The organism is Salinispirillum sp. LH 10-3-1, assembly GCF_030643825.1.
Taxonomy (GTDB): Bacteria; Pseudomonadota; Gammaproteobacteria; order Pseudomonadales; family Natronospirillaceae; genus Salinispirillum.
Window position 1 is genome coordinate 916408 of the sequence record NZ_CP101717.1, and the last position, 16673, is coordinate 933080.

A 16673-nucleotide genomic window follows, 5' to 3' on the forward strand; every position below is an offset into this window, starting at 1 on the left:
CTCATTCAACGACAGGCTGGCCCTGACGAACAAAGGGTAATTTTACAATGCGAGCGGGCAATGCCTTACCTCTCACATCAACGTTGCATAGGCCTGATTGTCCGCGTGGAATGCGGGCAAAGGCAATGGATTTCTGTAGTGTAGGTGAAAAAGTACCGCTGGTGATAATGCCGTGTTGACCGTCAGGAAAATGGACGGTCTGACCGGCCCGCATAATGCCACGTCCTTCCAGTATCAAGCCGGCTTGCTGTGGCTGATCGCCCGCCTCACGCAGGCGCTCCAGCGCAGCTCGACCAATGAAGTCACGCTGGTCTGACCAATCGAGCGTCCACGCCATACCGCACGACAGCGGGCTGACCTGTTCGTCCATATCGCTGCCGTACAGGTTCATACCAGCTTCCAGGCGCAAGGTATCGCGCGCACCTAGCCCACAGGGCTTGGCACCGGCTTCCACCAATTCCTGTGCGAGTGCCTCAACGGCATCCAGCGGCAGGATGATTTCAACGCCATCTTCGCCGGTATAGCCAGTGCGGGCAATAAAATGGGTGTCTGATTCAAGGGCATGAAAGGGCTTCAATACGGCCAGTTCGGTATCGTATTGCGGCAGTGCTTGCGCGACCTGTTGTATGGCAACAGGGCCCTGCACAGCGATCATGGCCAAGTCTGGTCGTTCTTGCAGACCCAGGTTGGCATCGCCAGCCTGTTCTGTCATCCACGCCAAGTCGCGTTTGCGGGTGGCGGAATTTACTACGAGGCGATAGCCTTTATCGCGACGATAGCAGATGAGGTCGTCAATAACTCCGCCATCGTCGTTCAGCATGGCACTGTATAAGGCCTTGCCGGTGACAGTCAGCTTGGCCACATCGTTCGCCAGTAAGCGCTGCAAATAACGCTCTGCGTCTTCTCCGGAAATATCCACCACCGTCATGTGGCTGACATCAAACAACCCCGACGATTGACGCACTGCCTGATGTTCGTCCAGTTGTGAGCCATAGTGTATGGGCATTTCCCAGCCGTGAAAGGCCACCATTTTGGCGCCATTACGGAGGTGAAAGTCATACAGCGGTGTGCGGTTCATGCAAGGCCTCGCATCCAGTGATTGGAGCACTGTGATTGGTGACAAACGAAAAGCGCGCAAGGCCGAGAACCGTTGCGCGCTTATTCGGTAATGTGATTTAGCCTTTATAGGCTGCGGCGGCGGCCATAATGGCTGCCCGGGCGGCGTCAGCGTTTTTCCAGCCTTCAACCTTAACCCACTTGCCCACTTCCAGGTCTTTGTAGTTTTCGAAGAAGTGTTTGATTTGCTCAATCAACAAGGGAGGCAAGTCTTCAATTTCGTTCACATCGTCATACAGACGGGTGAGCTTTTGGTGCGGCACAGCCACCAGTTTCGCATCGGTACCTGCTTCGTCGGTCATTTCCAGAATGCCGATTGCACGAGCCCGGATGACTGAGCCCGGTTGTACAGGGTAAGGCGTTACCACCAATACGTCCAAGGCGTCACCGTCGTCGGCCAGCGTTTGCGGAATGTAGCCGTAGTTGGCTGGGTAGAACATCGGCGTCGCCATGAAGCGATCAACCATCAAGGCGTCAGCGTCTTTGTCGATTTCATACTTAATAGGGCTGCTATTTGCTGGAATTTCAATGGCAACATAAAAGTCGTTGGGCAAGTCTTTGCCCGCAGGGATCGAGTTATAACTCATGGTACAGTCCTCATTCTAGTCGAAAATCGGGTAAAAAATTAGGTTGTTGCTGCCGTTGCATCGGTCGTGATGGAACGGAAGGTAGCAAAATAGGTTGGGAATGTCTTCGCCGTACAACCAGGGTCTAATATGGTGATGGGCGCATTGCCAAAGGCCGCGAGTGAAAAGCACATGGCGATACGATGGTCATCGTAGGTTTCAATCTCGGCCGCTTGCAGCGTGCTGAGTGGTTGGATCACGATGTAGTCCTCGCCTTCTTCGACCTCGGCACCCAGTTTACGCAGTTCGGTCGCCATGGCATGTAAGCGGTCGGTTTCTTTCACGCGCCAGTTATACACGTTGCGAATGGCAGTCGGGCCTTTGGCGAACAGGGCCGTGGTGGCTATGGTCATGGCGGCATCGGGGATGTGGTTCAGGTCAACATCCACACCGTTCAGTTCTCCACGCGATACTTCAATCCAATAGTCACTGTAGGTGACCTTAGCGCCCATCTGAGCCAGTACATCGGCAAACTTCACATCACCCTGTACCGACGCCTTGCCAATGCCGTGTACGCGCACGGTACCGCCAGCTATGGCACCCGCCGCTAGAAAGTAGGACGCTGACGAAGCATCGCCCTCCACCATGATGTTGCCAGGCGAGCGGTAGCGCTGACGGCCACGAATGAAAAACGATTGATAATTGCGGTTTTCCACGGCTACGCCGAAGCGTGCCATGACGTCCAGAGTGATGTCGATATAGGGCTTCGAGACCAGCTCACCGTCAACGTCAATGGTGAGGTCTTGTTCCGCCATCGGCGCGCTCATTAACAACGCGGTTAAAAATTGGCTGGAGATATTACCCTTGATGCTCACCCGGTCACCGCGCAGACCAGTACCGCGAATACGCAAGGGTGGGTAGCCTGCGTTGCCAAGATAGGTGATGTCGGCCCCGAGTTGACGCAGTGTGTCTACAAGGTCGCCAATCGGGCGCTCATACATGCGCGCAATGCCTTCAAGGGTGTATTCACCTTGGCCCAGGCACAGGGCGGCGGTCAAGGGGCGCATGGCAGTGCCCGCATTACCTAAGAACAGAGTCAGTGCTTCGGTCGACTGAAAGCTGCCGCCGAGGCCAGTAACTGAGCAGCGGGTTTTGTCGTCGCTCAGGGTGTAGTTGACCCCCAAGGCTTTTAACGACTCCAGCATGCGCGCTATGTCGTCGCTGTCGAGTAGGTTGGCGATCTGCGTTGTGCCTTCCGCTAATGCGGCCAGCAACAGGATTCGGTTGGATAGGCTCTTGGAACCGGGAATGGTAACTTCGCCGTCGACGTGGGAAAGCGGTGACAGGGTAAGGCGTTCCATTAATCGTGCTGCTTTTGCTGAGAAAGAAAGAGTGGCTATTGTAGCGGCCTGAGCAGTGGAGGCAATGGGGAAGGGATGATATGTGGTGTTCTGTCCGCTCTAAAGCCCGCAATAGGGGTATAACGTACCCCTATTGCGGGCTTTCTTGGCGCTAGAACGTTCTTTAGCGCGTGGGAAAGTTTTGGGGCTTCCTCAGCCTGTTTTTATCACGAGAATGTCGCAGGTAATACGATCCAACACCTTCTCTGCGGTATGTCCGATAAGCCAACGGCCAATGCCTTCACGAGTCTGAGCACCCATGATCACGATCTGTGTATTTCCTTCGTACAAGAGGTCAGGAATGGTTGCTGTCGGCGTGCCTGCTTCCAGTTTGCCGAGTGTTGCGGGAAGTCCACAGTCTTCCAGTAGTGCATTTAGCGCTTCTTGATGCTGCTGGGCGAGGGCTTCAGTAATGGGGGTGGTGTCGGGCACCGGAGGGTCCATATACACCATAAAAGGGGTAGGGTCGTAAACGTTCAGGATTTCTAACTTGGCGCTGAGTTGCTCCTGCCAAGCCTTGCCCTGCAGCACAATGGCTTTATCGAGAATCTTCGGTGCGTCGCCGTGCTCAATGGGGTCAACACAGGCGGTTAGATGCAAGTGTTCAGGCCATGGCTCCGACTTCACGAGCAAGACGGGCAGCGGGCTACAGCGCATCAAGTCCCAGTCGGTGGAGCTGAAAAAGGTGCGCTGCATGACGTTCTGGTGGTGGGTACCCTTGATGATAAACTCGAATTGCTGGGTTTGCAGTAACTCGTCGATGGCATGCCAAGGGCTCTTATCCCATACTGCCTTTACCACAACCTCCAGGCCTTTGTTGCGCAATTGTTCCGCTTCTTCTAGCAGTGATTTTTCTAACCGGCCAACGAAGGCATCACGCGAGCGCTCACCCGATGCGGCATCAACCGGATGGTTGTTAGCAAGTGAGCTGTTGTAACCGTTGGTGAAGAGGAACAGGGTGGTGCCTAGCGTTTGAGCCAGGTACCCGGCTTTGTTAAAAACAGACAGATTGTCTTCTGCCGGATCGAAGTAGACGAGTATCGGGTTCATGGCAGATCTCCCGTTGGCAAGTGGGGTGACTTTCAGGTCACTCTTAATGTACTCAAAGCATAGACACTAATTGTTCGCTTTGCTCTGATCTACGTCAATCCGGCCACAGTTGCCAAGGGGTAGGTTTATTCGACGTAGTCGAATAGGGATACAACCCGCTGCACACCATTGACCTCAGCGGCCAGCAGCTCAGCACGGCGCCCTTCATTGACTGACACCACACCCATTAGATAGACGGTGCCATTCTCCGTGGTTATCACCACTTTACGTGACGGAAAGTCAGCAGTGGAGAGCATTTTGCTTTTTACACGCACGCTGATCCACTGGTCACTGGCACGGACGTCCAAACTGGGTGAATCACTGACCGTGAGTTCATTGTGCAAAATGCGAATGCGGCGCATGGAACGGGCGACTTCGGTTGCCTTGCGGACCATTTCAGCATCCGGTACCTGCCCTGTTAACAGCACGCGTGCATTGTGCGAGGTGACATAGACACGGGCATCGGCAAAGCGCGGGTCGGCATTGATTAAGCCTTCACGAATACGATTCTCTAGCGCGTTGTCATCAATGATCTCGCCCACGGTCAGTCCTGGTTCGTCGACACGCTGTTCTTGGCCGCTGCTGCCGAATAGGCCGCAACCAGTCAACAGAAAGCCGGTCAGAACAATGAGTGGCAAGGTAACGCGCATTAGGACAACTCCTCGGAACCAAAAATGTGTAGGTCAATCAATTCGCACAGCAAGTGAATCAGTACAGTATGGGCTTCAATAGCTCGGGCCCCTGCCTGTGGTACAGGTAATTCAATATCTTCTGGTGTCAGCACCGACTGCACATCTTCGCCTTCTTGGCAGGTAAATGCCAGCACACGCAAGCCACGGTTATGGGCCGCTTGTACCGCCTGCACGAGATTGCCGATTTTCGTACCGTGATCAAACACCACCAGTAAATCTTGGGGGTGCGCTAGGGCTTGAATCGGCTTGGCGAATACATCATTTATACTGGATTCAACACCAATTTGGGTAATTAATGCGGAATTATTACTTAAGTTGATGGCGGGCAGTGCTGGGCGATCGTGACTGAAGCGGTGCAATAAGTAACTCGCCAGCAGTTGTGCTGACGCTGCACTGGGGCCGTTACCGCACACCAAAATCTTGCCGTCGTTCAGAAAGGTGTTACTCATCAAATCACCGGCATTGGAGACACGCTCCAAGCATTGCTCTGCCGTTTCCTGTAGGTGTTCGATCGCGCCAACGATGCGCTCCGTCAGCAGCATGCGAGTGTCAGACATTAAAAGGCATTCCTGATCCAGGTGAATTCCTGTGTGTTGAGGTTAACCTCGACGACATCGAAACGGCAGGGTGCTTCAGTCATCTTATGGTGGGCCAGATACCATTGCGCGGCGTGGCGCAGTTTCTGTTGTTTGCTGGCCGTCACAGCGGCAAGGCCACCACCGAAATGACGGGAGCGTCGTGCTTTGACTTCGATGAACACGAGCGTTGCACCATCTCGCATAATGAGGTCGAGTTCGCCATGGCGGCATTTAACATTGCGTGCCACTAATGTCAGGCCTTGTGAGCTTAGGTAGTCCGCGCATTGAGCTTCGGCTTCCAAGCCGATGGCAAGGCTCATGATGTTGGCTCAGGTTCAGGCGTAGCAACAACGCGTCCGCCTATGAACTCGGCCCAGCGCAAACGTCGGTTTAGCTGACCGTTCGGTGCCAGGCTGATGGTGCCGGTCACGCCTTGGTAACTGGCACTAGGGTCTTGTTGCAGATAGCGCAGGCGAGGTACCAGATTGTAGGCGTCAAGACCCATGGCATAGAGGCGAGTGTAACGCTCGTATTGATCGGGCGATAACTCGCGCAACGCAGCCTGTTGCGGGTAGGTGTTGAGCTGCCATGGGATCTCTAAAAAGCGAATACCGTTAAGATCTGAGTTACGGCTGGTGTCGCCGGCTGCCACGATGGAGGAGATGGACATGATCGGCAGGTCTTCGGCGTATTGGTAATTCAACAGGGGGCGCAGTTGCCGCGCTTGTTCCGGTTGCACCGCCATAAAGATAAGGTCGACATCACGGCGGCGGCGAGGATCAGCCTGCACGTTGCCCGGAATTAATGCATTAATTTCACGGGCTCGGCGCTCGCTCTCGTCGATGCTGAGTAGTTCTTTAACCTGCGCCAGATAACGGAACCCATCATCACGTGGGCGGATTTCCTGACGGGCGACCATTTCTCCACCTAACGAGCGCCATTCCATGCGGAACGCTTCGGATACACGGCGCCCCCAATCACCTTCCGGAACAATCACTGCGGCCACACGATGGCCTTGCTGCCATGCTTGTTGCGCAACTTGGCGCGCTTCATCTTCGGGGGCCAAGGCAAACTGGGTAATTTGCACGTTGGGCTCAATGCGCCCATCGGTGCGGTTCAGGGCGAGAATGGGGATTGGCAGTCGACGAAGCTCTTCAATCTGGTCGACGGACGGGCGATTCAACGGCCCAACAATCATATCAGCACCGTCTTCAATGGCTTCACGGATCAAACGCGATAAATTGAGTGGTGACGACGCTTCGTCATAGAACCGTAATTCCGGGACGTCTCGCCCTTCATTTTTTGCGGTAAAATAACCCGCCATAAAGCCATCAATAATGGCTTCGCCAGCGGCTCCTAAACTGCCTGATTGCGGCAAAATAACAGCAATGTTTTGGGGGCGTGTAGCGAGGCTTTGGCTTAACGTAAGCAGACTGACCGGTAGCTGACGGGCTGCTGGATGCTGTGGATTCATGGCTTGCCAGCGGGCTATTTGGCGCATCAGCGTATCCAGATCGTCTTGGTGCTCGTGGTACAGACTGGCCAGTTGTAGCCAGCCGCTGTAATCCGGTGCTGTTTGAATCAAGGCTAGGCGCTCAATGGCGGCGGGCTCGGCGTATTGCAATTCCAGCCAAATGGCTTCCACGTTACTCACTTGCTGTTCATCCGACAGCATGGTGTGGATAAAGATGCGTTCACGAGCTGCGGATATCGGCTGGTTCGCTAAACTGAAGGCTTGGGCGCGCAGTAGGCTAACTTCGATCTGTTGTGGCAGTGACAAGTCATCGAACAGGTGCGTGTGATCTCCCGCCAGCCAACTTAATGCCTCGCGGGAATTGAAAAGTGAAAGTTCGGTCTTAGCGGCTAGCAATGCATAGTCGCGCTGCTGTATAGGCTGAAGGCGATTAAAGGGAATGGTGCTTAACAAGCGCGCGGTTTTTTCGGGCTCTCGACGAAGATAGAAAATCTTAGCCAGCTCCAGAGCGTAAGCATGTTCACCAATCGGTGCGAGATCCAGCTCTATGAGACTTGAGCGGTCGTAGTCGCTGGGAAGTTCGGCGGCAAGTTCGTCAATTGGACGCTCGGTATCGAGCGGTAAATCCGTTAGACTGGTACTAGGGCTCGCCGGTTGACGGTCTTCTGTGGCTGGGCCGGGTGTGGTAGAACACGCCGCCAAAACGACCAGGCAGCCGAGCGTTAAGGCTTTGTTAGCGATGCTTTTGACGAGTTGTGCGCGCAGCGTCAGTTTCATAAATTCACGTTATTCCCAGTACATCGGATGCATTATATATGTCGGATCAGTCGACCCAATTGTCTGTACCAGCGCTTTACATAGTAGCGACGCCTATTGGCAATCGCGATGACATTACGCTGCGAGCACTGACAATATTACGCAGTGTGGATCGCATTCTGGCGGAAGATACCCGTCATTCACAACATCTGTTGCAACATTATGACATTAATCGACCATTGGTGTCTGTGCATGAGCACAATGAAGCGGGCCGATTGACGCAGATAGTTCAATGGCTGGAGGCGGGTGAATCCTTAGCCTTGATTACGGATGCGGGCACGCCTTTGATTTCTGATCCAGGCTTTGTATTGGTGCGAGCTTTGCGAGAACGGGGTCTGAATGTCGTGCCTATTCCTGGCGTTTCGGCCGTCATTACGGCGTTGTGCGCGGCTGGCCTGCCAACAGATCGCTTCCAGTTTATTGGCTTTTTGCCGGCGAAGGCGGGGCCGCGCGAGCGCACACTGTCGGCAGTCCTGTCCTATCGTGGCACCAGTCTGTGTTACGAGTCGCCGCGACGCTTGCTCGATACGCTGAATCTATTGGCAGAGTTGGCGCCAGAGCGTCCTTTGGTGGTGGCGCGGGAATTGACCAAGCAGTTTGAGACCTTCCTGTCGGGTACGGCCAGTGAGCTGGCGGCACGGGTGCATGAAGACAGTGATCAGCAGCGTGGTGAAATAGTCCTATTGATTCATGGGCAAACCGAAGATGTGTTAAACCCAGGTATTGATGCTGATGCATTGCTCGCGCTGCTGGCGGAACATATGCCACCGAAAAAAGCGGCCGGCGAGGCGGCACGTTTATTGGGTGGTAGTAAGAACGATTTGTATGCTCGACTGCTCGCCCAGAAGTCGAAACCTTAAACTGGGAAAAGGCGTAAACGCTTCCCTAGCCGGTTGCCAATGGTAAAAGACTTGAAAGCCACGGGTGTTCGGCGTATTGTGCGCCCCGCAAGTCAGCCAGACAATCGCCGCTCAGCAATGAGGGGAGGAAAGTCCGGGCTCCATAGGGCGGAGTGCCTGTTAACGGCAGGGCGGCGTGAGCCGACGGAAAGTGCAGCAGAGAGTAGACCGCCTAAGTCACTTTTTAAGTGACCGGTAAGGGTGAAAGGGTGCGGTAAGAGCGCACCGCGCGCCTGGTAACAGTGCGTGGCATGGTAAACCCCACTCGGAGCAAGACCAAATAGGGTTCCTGATGGCGTGGCCCGCGTTGGAACCGGGTAGGTCGCTTGATCGTTGCGGCGACGTAACGACTAGATGAATGATTGTCCTCGACAGAACCCGGCTTATCGGCTGACTTGCCTTTTCTTTGCCTTTTAAGCACGCAATTGTGCGCTATTCCACATCCTCTGTATTATCTCTGTAAGGTATAAAATTTACTTTTTTTAGTGAAAATCAGTCTTGAAGTTAAAGTAGAACTTTAACTATGCGCTCCAGTCTCGCGTTTTACATCAACTTCGTCTTGTAAGTTGATTGGTTAGTACTTGCTAACCACTCCTAACTACCTGTCTTATAAGCACTTTTTTTTGAAATCCTTACTCAGCGGACGGTTGCAAATGCCCAGTCACCTACCTATAGTTGGCGCTGTAAGTGGGGGAAAGTGGGTTTTTGTGTCATCTGGTGGTTTTCTCCCTCACAAAATTGACGTTTCTGGTGCGTTGGTGAGTCGTTTGGCCAAGGTAGAGGAACAAATAATAAAGACGGATGCTGGTTTTGGAAAAGTCAGGAACAGGAATCATGCTGCGCGGTGTGCACGCCCTCAGCATGGACAGCAAAGGCCGCATGGCTATCCCTGCTCGATTTCGGGATATGTTGACGGCTGCCTGTGGTGGTGAGTTGGTACTAACTATCGACACTGAAGAGCTGTGCCTGTTGTTGTACCCTTTGACGGAATGGGAGGTCATTCAGCAGAAACTCGAAGCCTTGCCAGGCTACAACAAACAAGTTCGTCGTATTCAACGCTTATTGATTGGTCATGCTACCGACATCGAGATGGATGGCGCGGGTCGTATTCTTGTGCCCGGCCCATTGCGTGAACACGCCAAACTCGACAAGAAAATCATTCTGCTCGGTCAGGGCAATAAATTTGAACTCTGGGATGAACAGTCCTGGCAGGATCGTCGTGACGCCTACTTGGCGGACGACAGTGACGACGTACCGGACGCTTTAATGGAGTTGTCGCTATGAGTGAATTCGTACACGACTCAGTGATGCTCGAATCCGCTGTTGACTGGTTGGTTACGGAAGCTTCTGGGATATACATCGACGGCACCTTTGGCCGTGGTGGGCATTCGCGCTCCATACTGAGCCGACTGGATGCCGAAGGCCAATTGATTGGTTTTGACAAAGACCCAGCTGCTGTAGCAGTGGGGCGTGCCTTGATGGTTGAGGACACACGCTTCCATATGGTCTGGGACTCGTTTGTTGAGTTGCGGAAAGGTCTCGATGAAATTGGCGCGCCGGGATGCCATGGTATTCTGTTGGATCTGGGCGTGTCGTCACCGCAGTTGGATGATGCGGAGCGCGGCTTTAGCTTCATGCATGACGGTCCGCTGGATATGCGGATGAATCCTGAGGCGGGTGTCAGTGCGGCTGATTGGGTGAACTTCACCGATGAAACAGAAATAGCACGGGTGCTTTGGGAGTACGGCGAAGAGAAATTCAGTCGTCGTATGGCGCGAGCCATTGTGCAGCGGCGTGCCGAACAACCCTTTACCCGCACGGGTGATTTGGCGGAAGTGATCAAGGTGGCTAACCCACGCTGGGAAAAATATAAGCATCCTGCCACGCGCGCGTTTCAAGCTATTCGCATTCATATTAATAATGAATTGGCTGACTTAGAAAAGGTACTTAATGCAGCACTTGAGGTTTTGCAGCCCGGCGGGCGTTTGGTTGTTATCAGTTTCCATTCGCTTGAAGACCGGATTGTAAAACGCTTTATGCGGGATAAGAGCCAGGGGCCAAAGATTCCCCGTGGCATGCCGGTTTTAGAAAAAGACATTAAGCGGCACTTGAAGGTGCTGGTGAAGGGCGATAAAGCCGATCAAGGTGAAGTGCGCGATAACGTGCGTGCGCGCAGCGCGGTTCTGCGCGTGGCTGAGCGTTTGGCAGGGGCGGTGTAATGAATGTTAAGCCGGGTCTGTTGGTGTTGGTGGCTGCGGTATGGGCTTCGGCCATGGCAGTAACCTATGTCAGCCATCAAACTCGGCAATTGCATGCGGAAATGAACCGTCAAAGTCAGCACTATGCACAACAGCGCGTTGAATGGGGTCAGTTGACACTGGAGTTGGGGGCGGTTGCGGCTCCGGTGGTCGTTGAGCAGCGTGCACTGGGTATGGGTATGCATGCCCCCGCTGCTGGCGATCTGAGAATTCTGCGGGAGGTGCGACGATGACAGCACGCTGGCGTTTGAATTTGGTCGTATTGGCGATGTTGCTGTTGTTGTCGTCATTAGTCACACGCGTCGTGTATCTGCAAGTTGTAGAGCGCGAGTTTTTGATTGAGCAGGGTAAGATGCGTTCGGCCCGTGAAGTAGAGGTGGGTGCGCATCGTGGCATGATTACCGACCGACACGGCAACCCGCTGGCGGTGAGTACTCCAGTCACATCTCTGTGGGGTGACCCGCGTCGTTTGCGCGCCGATGATCTTCCTCGTATCGCGGCGGCGACGGGCGTCAGTTTGCAGACGTTGCAGCGTAGGTACGATATCCATCGTGCCTTTTTTTACGTTCAGCGCCATATGAACCCGGCCGATGCTGAGGCGGTATTGGCTTTGCGTATTCCGGGTTTGTACGGTCGGCAAGAGTACAAGCGCTACTACCCAGCGGGCGAAGTGGCAGCCCATATCGTAGGTTTTACGGATATCGATGATCATGGTCAGGAAGGTATTGAGCTGGCGTATGACGAATTATTAAGTGGTCGCCCAGGTCGAGACCTAGTCTTGCAGAGTTTGAATGGTCAGGTGGTGCGCCACGTTGAGTCCCGGCACTTACCGCAACCGGGACGTGACCTGCAATTGACGCTGGATTTGGATCTGCAATATCAAACATATCGCTCCCTGAAGGCAGCGTTTCAGCGTCATCAAGCGGATTGGGCATCCGTGGTGGTGTTGGATCCTCGCACGGGGGAAGTGTTGGCGATGGCGAACCAGCCGTCTTATAACCCGAACGATCGCGCTTCCATTCAGTCTGCACATTTACGTAATCGGGCCATCACCGACGCCTTTGAGCCGGGTAGTGTGATTAAAACCATGACGGTCGCCGCGGCTTTGAGCAGCGGTCAATTTCAGCCTGATCAATTGATTGATACGAACCCAGGTCGTTTATCCATAGGTGGGGGCAGTACGGTAAGAGATTTTCGAAATTATGGTGTATTGGACGTTACCGAGATCATGGCTAAGTCATCCAACATTGGTGTCAGCAAGATGGCAATGGAATTGGGCGGACAGAGCCTATGGTCGACGTTTTATCAATTTGGTTTGGGGCAGTCGGTGGGCGTGGGTTTTCCTGGCGAAGCCAATGGCACCTTGCCGAATCGTGCACGATGGTCGACGGCGCAGGTCGCAACTTTGTCATACGGCTACGGTATGACAGCGACTACCCTGCAATTGGCGCAGGCGTACGCAGCCATTGTGAATGACGGTGTGCGAGTACAGCCGCAGATTCTGCGCAATGTCCTGGTTGCCAATCCGGTAAGGGTGATGACGCCACAGGTCGCGCGCGAGTTAAGGGATATGCTTGAAGCGGTTACGGCCGACGGCGGTACCGGGACGCGTGCTCGTACACCGTTTTACTCGGTAGCGGGTAAAACGGGTACAGCCCATACCGTGGGTTTAGCCGGTTATGACGACAACTCCTACCGCAGTGTGTTTGTTGGATACGCTCCAATACACGACCCACAGGTTGTGGTAGCGGTGGTGGTGAACAACCCCCGTGGTGAAGAGTACTTTGGTGGTGCGGTTGCTGCCCCTTTGTTTGCAGAAATTACGCAACAGACGCTGACCCATTTTGGGGTGGCGCCCGACAGCATTATGACGGCCCTGGAGGGACGATGAAGACCGATTGGCTGACGCAGGTAATACAGCATCTCGAACGGACGGGTGGTACTGCGGTGCTCGATAGTCGTGCTGTCAATTCTGGTGATGTCTTTGTTGCCTTGCCTGGTCAGAACGTCGATGGCCGCGACTTCATTTCTCAAGTGTTGGGGCAGGAGTCTGTCCTAGTGTTAGCTGAGGGTGAGGCTGGTCGTCAGAACTCAGGCACCGGTGGTGAGCACAGTGTTGTCTGGGTGCCCGAGTTGTCTCGGCGTCTAGGGCAGTTGGCCGAAGCCTTGTTTGCCGTTAATGAATCGAATCTGTCACTGCTGGGTGTTACCGGAACCAATGGAAAGACCTCGATAAGCCATTTCCTGGCCCAATGCCTATCGGCAGAGGCGGGTCGGTGTGGTTTGATCGGTACCATTGGCGCTGGTCTCTGGCCGCAGCAGCAAACCACCTACAACACCACGCCAGATGTGCTAACGAACCATCGCTTGCTGGCGCAATGGGCTGAAATGAATGTGCCCTATGCTGCCATGGAAGTGTCCAGTCATGCCTTGGTACAAGGCCGGGTAGACGGGCTGCGCTTCCGGGTTGCCATGTTCACGCAGTTGACTCGTGATCACCTCGATTTTCACGGCACAATGGAAAACTATTTTGCGGCGAAGAAACAGTTGTTCGACCCAGCGCGCAGTCAGGCTGCAGTGGTGTGTATCGATGATCGCTGGGGTCAGGAACTACTGAACTACCGCCGTGACGCTATTCGTGTGTCGGGAAAAGTAGGTGCCGTAGCCAATGTAGCACCGACGCAGGTTGAGCGGCACCCACAGGGTTTGCGCATCAGTTGGACTACGCCGTGGGGTGATGGTGTTACGGACACGCAGCTGATAGGCGATTTCAATGTTGCAAACCTGGCCGTGGTCATTGGCACACTGGGCGCGCTGGGCTTAAGTTTTGAGCGTATGGCTGAACTACTGGCCCAGTTAACCCCTGTTGCTGGTCGTATGCAGCCAGTGCTGTTGAAAAACGGTGTGCTGGCTTTGGTGGACTACGCCCATACTCCCGATGCGTTGGAAAAGGCCTTGCAAGCAGCTCGGCATCACTCGACGGGCCGAGTGCATTGTGTGTTTGGCTGCGGTGGTGAACGGGATCGTGGTAAGCGGCCGTTAATGGCTGCGGCTGCGGCGGCGCGTGCTGACCAGTTATGGGTAACCAGTGATAACCCACGCTCAGAAAGCTTTCTGCAGATCGTCAGCGACATGTTGCCCGGTATGCCGCGCGACGCGCGTTATGAAGTAGTTGCTGATCGTGCTGAAGCCATTCTAATGGCGGTGCGGGATGCGGTGCCGGGCGATGTTATTTTGATCGCTGGTAAAGGCCATGAGACGTATCAGGAGATCCAAGGCGTCAAACACCATTACTCGGACTTAGAGGCTGTTCAGGCAGCTGAGGAGCGTGCCCAATGATGCGCCCACTGCTCAGCACCGAACTGACCGCACTTTACGAAGGTTCTGCCATTACCGGGGCTGTGGAAGTTTTGGATTTCAGTACCGATACGCGCAGCTTGCAATCCGGTGACGCCTACATTGCGTTGCGTGGACAGCATTTTGATGGTCATCAATTCAATAGCGATGCGGCGGCGCGCGGCGCTGCTTTGTTGGTGGTCGACCACCCGGATACCTTGGCGACCCCGCAGTGGATTGTTGCTGATACACGGTTGGCGCTGGGCAAGTTAGGTGCCGCCAATCGCAATATGAGTACGGCGTCCGTGGTTGCCTTGACCGGTAGCTCCGGCAAAACCACCACGAAAGAGATGCTGGCGGCCATGTTGGGTGCCTGCGGTACCACATTGGCGACCGAAGGTAATCTGAACAACGACATTGGAGTGCCCAAAACCTTACTGCGCATTGCCCCTGAGCATGAATACGCGGTGCTCGAATTGGGAGCCAATCATGTCGGCGAAATCGCCTACACGACCGCGCTGGTGCGACCTGATGTGGCTGTTATCGTGAATGCAGGCAGTGCGCATTTGGCTGAGTTCGGATCCACTGAACTCATTCGTCAGGCAAAGGGTGAAATACTCAGCGGCCTCAGCGAAAACGGCATTGCGGTACTGAACCTTGATGATAAAGGATACACCCAGTGGTGCGCCGCAGCGCCGGGGCGTGTGGTCAGCTTCTCAGTGAAGAATCCTGATGCTGATGTAGTGGCTACGCTGGAGCAGGTTGAGGACGAGCGCAGCCTGGTCCATTTGCGTGGTCCGGATTTCGAGCACAGCGTGGTGTTGCCTTTGGTTGGGGCTCACAACGTGGCTAATTTAGCCGCGGCGGCGGCGGTGATGGTGGCTTTGGCTCTCCCGGTACATATCTGGTTGCCAGCGATTGCAACACTGCGTAACGCGCCGGGTCGATTGGGGCAGCATACCTACAAGGGCTGGCGTCTGATTGATGACACCTATAATGCGAACCCTGAGTCGGTGAGTGCGGCCATCGATGTGCTGGCTACCTTGCCCGGACAGCAGATTTTGGTACTGGGTGAGCTGGGCGAGCTCGGCGATCATACGCAAACGGCGCACGAGCAAATTGGGCAGTACGCTCGCCAGCGCATTGCCGCCGTGTGGACCATTGGCGACATGGCGAGCCACAGCAGTCGTGCGTTTGGTAAGGGCGGGCAACATTTCACTGACAAGGTGGCACTCATTGCGGCCTTGCACCACAAGGTCGCGCACGAGAAAACGGGCGCGGTATTAATCAAAGGCTCTCGATCAGCCGGAATGGAAGAAGTTATGAAAGGCCTAATCGACCAGCTTGAACTAGGAGCAACCCACTAATGTTACTGTGGCTCTCTATCTGGCTCAGCGAATTTTTCACGCCCTTTGGCGTGGTGCAGTACATCACGATGCGCGCGATTTTGGGCGTGTTGACAGCGCTTGGTTTGTCTCTGCTGATTGGCCCCACCATGATTCGCATGTTGCGTCGGCATCAAGTGGGGCAAGCGATACGGGTCGACGGTCCCCAAACCCACTTGAGCAAAGAAGGCACGCCCACCATGGGCGGCGCACTGATTCTGTTCTCGGTGTTGCTCAGCGCCTTGTTGTGGTCGGATTTGTCGAGCCACTATGTTTGGATCGTTGTAGGGGTGACCTTTGCGTTTGGGGTGGTTGGTCTGGTGGATGACTACCGCAAAGTGGTGCAGCGCAACTCGAAAGGCTTGCCGGCACGCTGGAAGTATTTTTGGCAATCGGTGGCGGGGTTGATTGCTGCGGTAGCGTTGTATGCCTTCGCGCAAACACCGGTGGAAACCTCTTTGATCGTGCCTTTCTTTAAGGATATCGCCATTCCATTAGGGTTTGGTTTTATTGTCCTGACGTATTTTGTGATCGTGGGTACCAGCAACGCGGTGAACCTAACGGACGGCTTAGACGGCCTGGCCATTGTGCCTACTATCCTGGTTGGCGGAGCCTTGGGTGTCTTTGCATACGTCAGTGGTCACTTTCAATTCGCCAACTACCTTGGCATACCCTTTGTTGCGGGTGCTGGCGAATTGGTGGTGTTCTGCGGTGCATTGGTTGGTGCTGGTTTGGGCTTTCTATGGTTCAACACCTATCCGGCGCAAGTGTTTATGGGCGATGTGGGTGCGTTGGCATTGGGCGCTGCCCTAGGGGTGATCGCTGTGATCGTGCGGCAAGAAATAGTGCTGTTCATTATGGGCGGACTGTTCGTTGCCGAAACACTGTCGGTCATTGTTCAGGTTGCCAGCTATAAGCTGACCGGTCGCCGGGTATTCCGCATGGCGCCCTTGCATCATCATTACGAATTAAAAGGCTGGCCAGAGCCGCGCGTGATTGTCCGGTTTTGGATCATCACCGTCATTCTGGTGCTCATTGGCCTGTCTACACTGAAATTGAGATGA

The 16673-nt window shown here is 54.4% G+C and carries 16 protein-coding genes and 1 other RNA gene; 9 read left to right on the forward strand and 8 right to left on the reverse strand.

Annotation, left to right across the window (positions count from 1 at the left end; genetic code table 11):
- Position 1: 1 nt before the first annotated feature.
- From gcvT to NFC81_RS04040, 8 genes are all read right to left on the reverse strand, one after another.
- Complete coding sequence (gene gcvT / locus NFC81_RS04005) at positions 2-1078, reverse strand: glycine cleavage system aminomethyltransferase GcvT (RefSeq protein ID WP_304996247.1); 1077 nt, start codon at positions 1076-1078, stop codon at positions 2-4.
- Between the two features lie 97 nt (positions 1079-1175).
- The gene (gene ppa, locus NFC81_RS04010; protein WP_304996248.1) at positions 1176-1703 is read right to left on the reverse strand and encodes an inorganic diphosphatase; all 528 of its coding nucleotides are present in this window, start codon (positions 1701-1703) and stop codon (positions 1176-1178) included.
- 38 nt (positions 1704-1741) lie between these two features.
- Complete coding sequence (aroA, locus tag NFC81_RS04015; RefSeq protein WP_304996249.1) at positions 1742-3043, reverse strand: 3-phosphoshikimate 1-carboxyvinyltransferase; 1302 nt, start codon at positions 3041-3043, stop codon at positions 1742-1744.
- Positions 3044-3235: 192 nt separating this feature from the next.
- Positions 3236-4132, reverse strand: coding sequence for a universal stress protein (locus tag NFC81_RS04020; protein ID WP_304996250.1), 897 nt, complete (start codon positions 4130-4132; stop codon positions 3236-3238).
- 125 nt (positions 4133-4257) lie between these two features.
- Positions 4258-4821 (reverse strand): BON domain-containing protein, encoded by a 564-nt coding sequence (locus tag NFC81_RS04025; protein WP_304996251.1) that lies wholly within the window; start codon positions 4819-4821, stop codon positions 4258-4260.
- The gene (locus NFC81_RS04030; protein ID WP_304996252.1) at positions 4821-5420 is read right to left on the reverse strand and encodes an SIS domain-containing protein; all 600 of its coding nucleotides are present in this window, start codon (positions 5418-5420) and stop codon (positions 4821-4823) included. Before NFC81_RS04030 ends, NFC81_RS04025 begins: the two co-directional genes overlap by 1 nt.
- Positions 5420-5761 carry a YraN family protein gene (locus NFC81_RS04035; RefSeq protein WP_304996253.1) on the reverse strand — a complete coding sequence of 114 codons (342 nt, stop codon included), beginning with the start codon at positions 5759-5761 and terminating at the stop codon, positions 5420-5422. Before NFC81_RS04035 ends, NFC81_RS04030 begins: the two co-directional genes overlap by 1 nt.
- Positions 5758-7692 carry a penicillin-binding protein activator gene (locus tag NFC81_RS04040; RefSeq protein WP_304996254.1) on the reverse strand — a complete coding sequence of 645 codons (1935 nt, stop codon included), beginning with the start codon at positions 7690-7692 and terminating at the stop codon, positions 5758-5760. Before NFC81_RS04040 ends, NFC81_RS04035 begins: the two co-directional genes overlap by 4 nt.
- 38 nt (positions 7693-7730) lie before the next feature.
- On the opposite strand from NFC81_RS04040, the gene rsmI reads away from it, so the two are divergent.
- The 9 genes from rsmI (at position 7731) to mraY (ending at position 16673) form a co-directional block, all read left to right on the forward strand.
- Entirely contained in the window at positions 7731-8591 is an 861-nt protein-coding gene (gene rsmI / locus NFC81_RS04045) for a 16S rRNA (cytidine(1402)-2'-O)-methyltransferase (RefSeq protein WP_304996255.1), read from the forward strand.
- 88 nt (positions 8592-8679) lie between these two features.
- An RNA gene (gene rnpB, locus NFC81_RS04050) (RNase P RNA component class A) lies at positions 8680-9032 on the forward strand.
- 432 nt (positions 9033-9464) lie between these two features.
- Entirely contained in the window at positions 9465-9914 is a 450-nt protein-coding gene (gene mraZ, locus NFC81_RS04055) for a division/cell wall cluster transcriptional repressor MraZ (protein ID WP_304996256.1), read from the forward strand.
- Positions 9911-10849 (forward strand): 16S rRNA (cytosine(1402)-N(4))-methyltransferase RsmH, encoded by a 939-nt coding sequence (gene rsmH / locus NFC81_RS04060; RefSeq protein WP_304996257.1) that lies wholly within the window; start codon positions 9911-9913, stop codon positions 10847-10849. Before mraZ ends, rsmH begins: the two co-directional genes overlap by 4 nt.
- Positions 10849-11121, forward strand: coding sequence for a cell division protein FtsL (locus NFC81_RS04065; RefSeq protein WP_304996258.1), 273 nt, complete (start codon positions 10849-10851; stop codon positions 11119-11121). Before rsmH ends, NFC81_RS04065 begins: the two co-directional genes overlap by 1 nt.
- The gene (locus tag NFC81_RS04070; protein ID WP_304996259.1) at positions 11118-12779 is read left to right on the forward strand and encodes a penicillin-binding protein 2; all 1662 of its coding nucleotides are present in this window, start codon (positions 11118-11120) and stop codon (positions 12777-12779) included. The genes NFC81_RS04065 and NFC81_RS04070 overlap by 4 nt, the downstream gene beginning before the upstream one ends.
- The gene (locus NFC81_RS04075; RefSeq protein WP_304996260.1) at positions 12776-14227 is read left to right on the forward strand and encodes a UDP-N-acetylmuramoyl-L-alanyl-D-glutamate--2,6-diaminopimelate ligase; all 1452 of its coding nucleotides are present in this window, start codon (positions 12776-12778) and stop codon (positions 14225-14227) included. The genes NFC81_RS04070 and NFC81_RS04075 overlap by 4 nt, the downstream gene beginning before the upstream one ends.
- On the forward strand, positions 14224-15591 hold the full coding sequence (gene murF, locus NFC81_RS04080) for a UDP-N-acetylmuramoyl-tripeptide--D-alanyl-D-alanine ligase (protein WP_304996261.1): 1368 nt from the start codon (positions 14224-14226) through the stop codon (positions 15589-15591). The genes NFC81_RS04075 and murF overlap by 4 nt, the downstream gene beginning before the upstream one ends.
- A complete protein-coding gene (gene mraY / locus NFC81_RS04085; RefSeq protein WP_304996262.1) occupies positions 15591-16673 on the forward strand; it encodes a phospho-N-acetylmuramoyl-pentapeptide-transferase in 1083 nt (360 codons plus the stop codon). Before murF ends, mraY begins: the two co-directional genes overlap by 1 nt.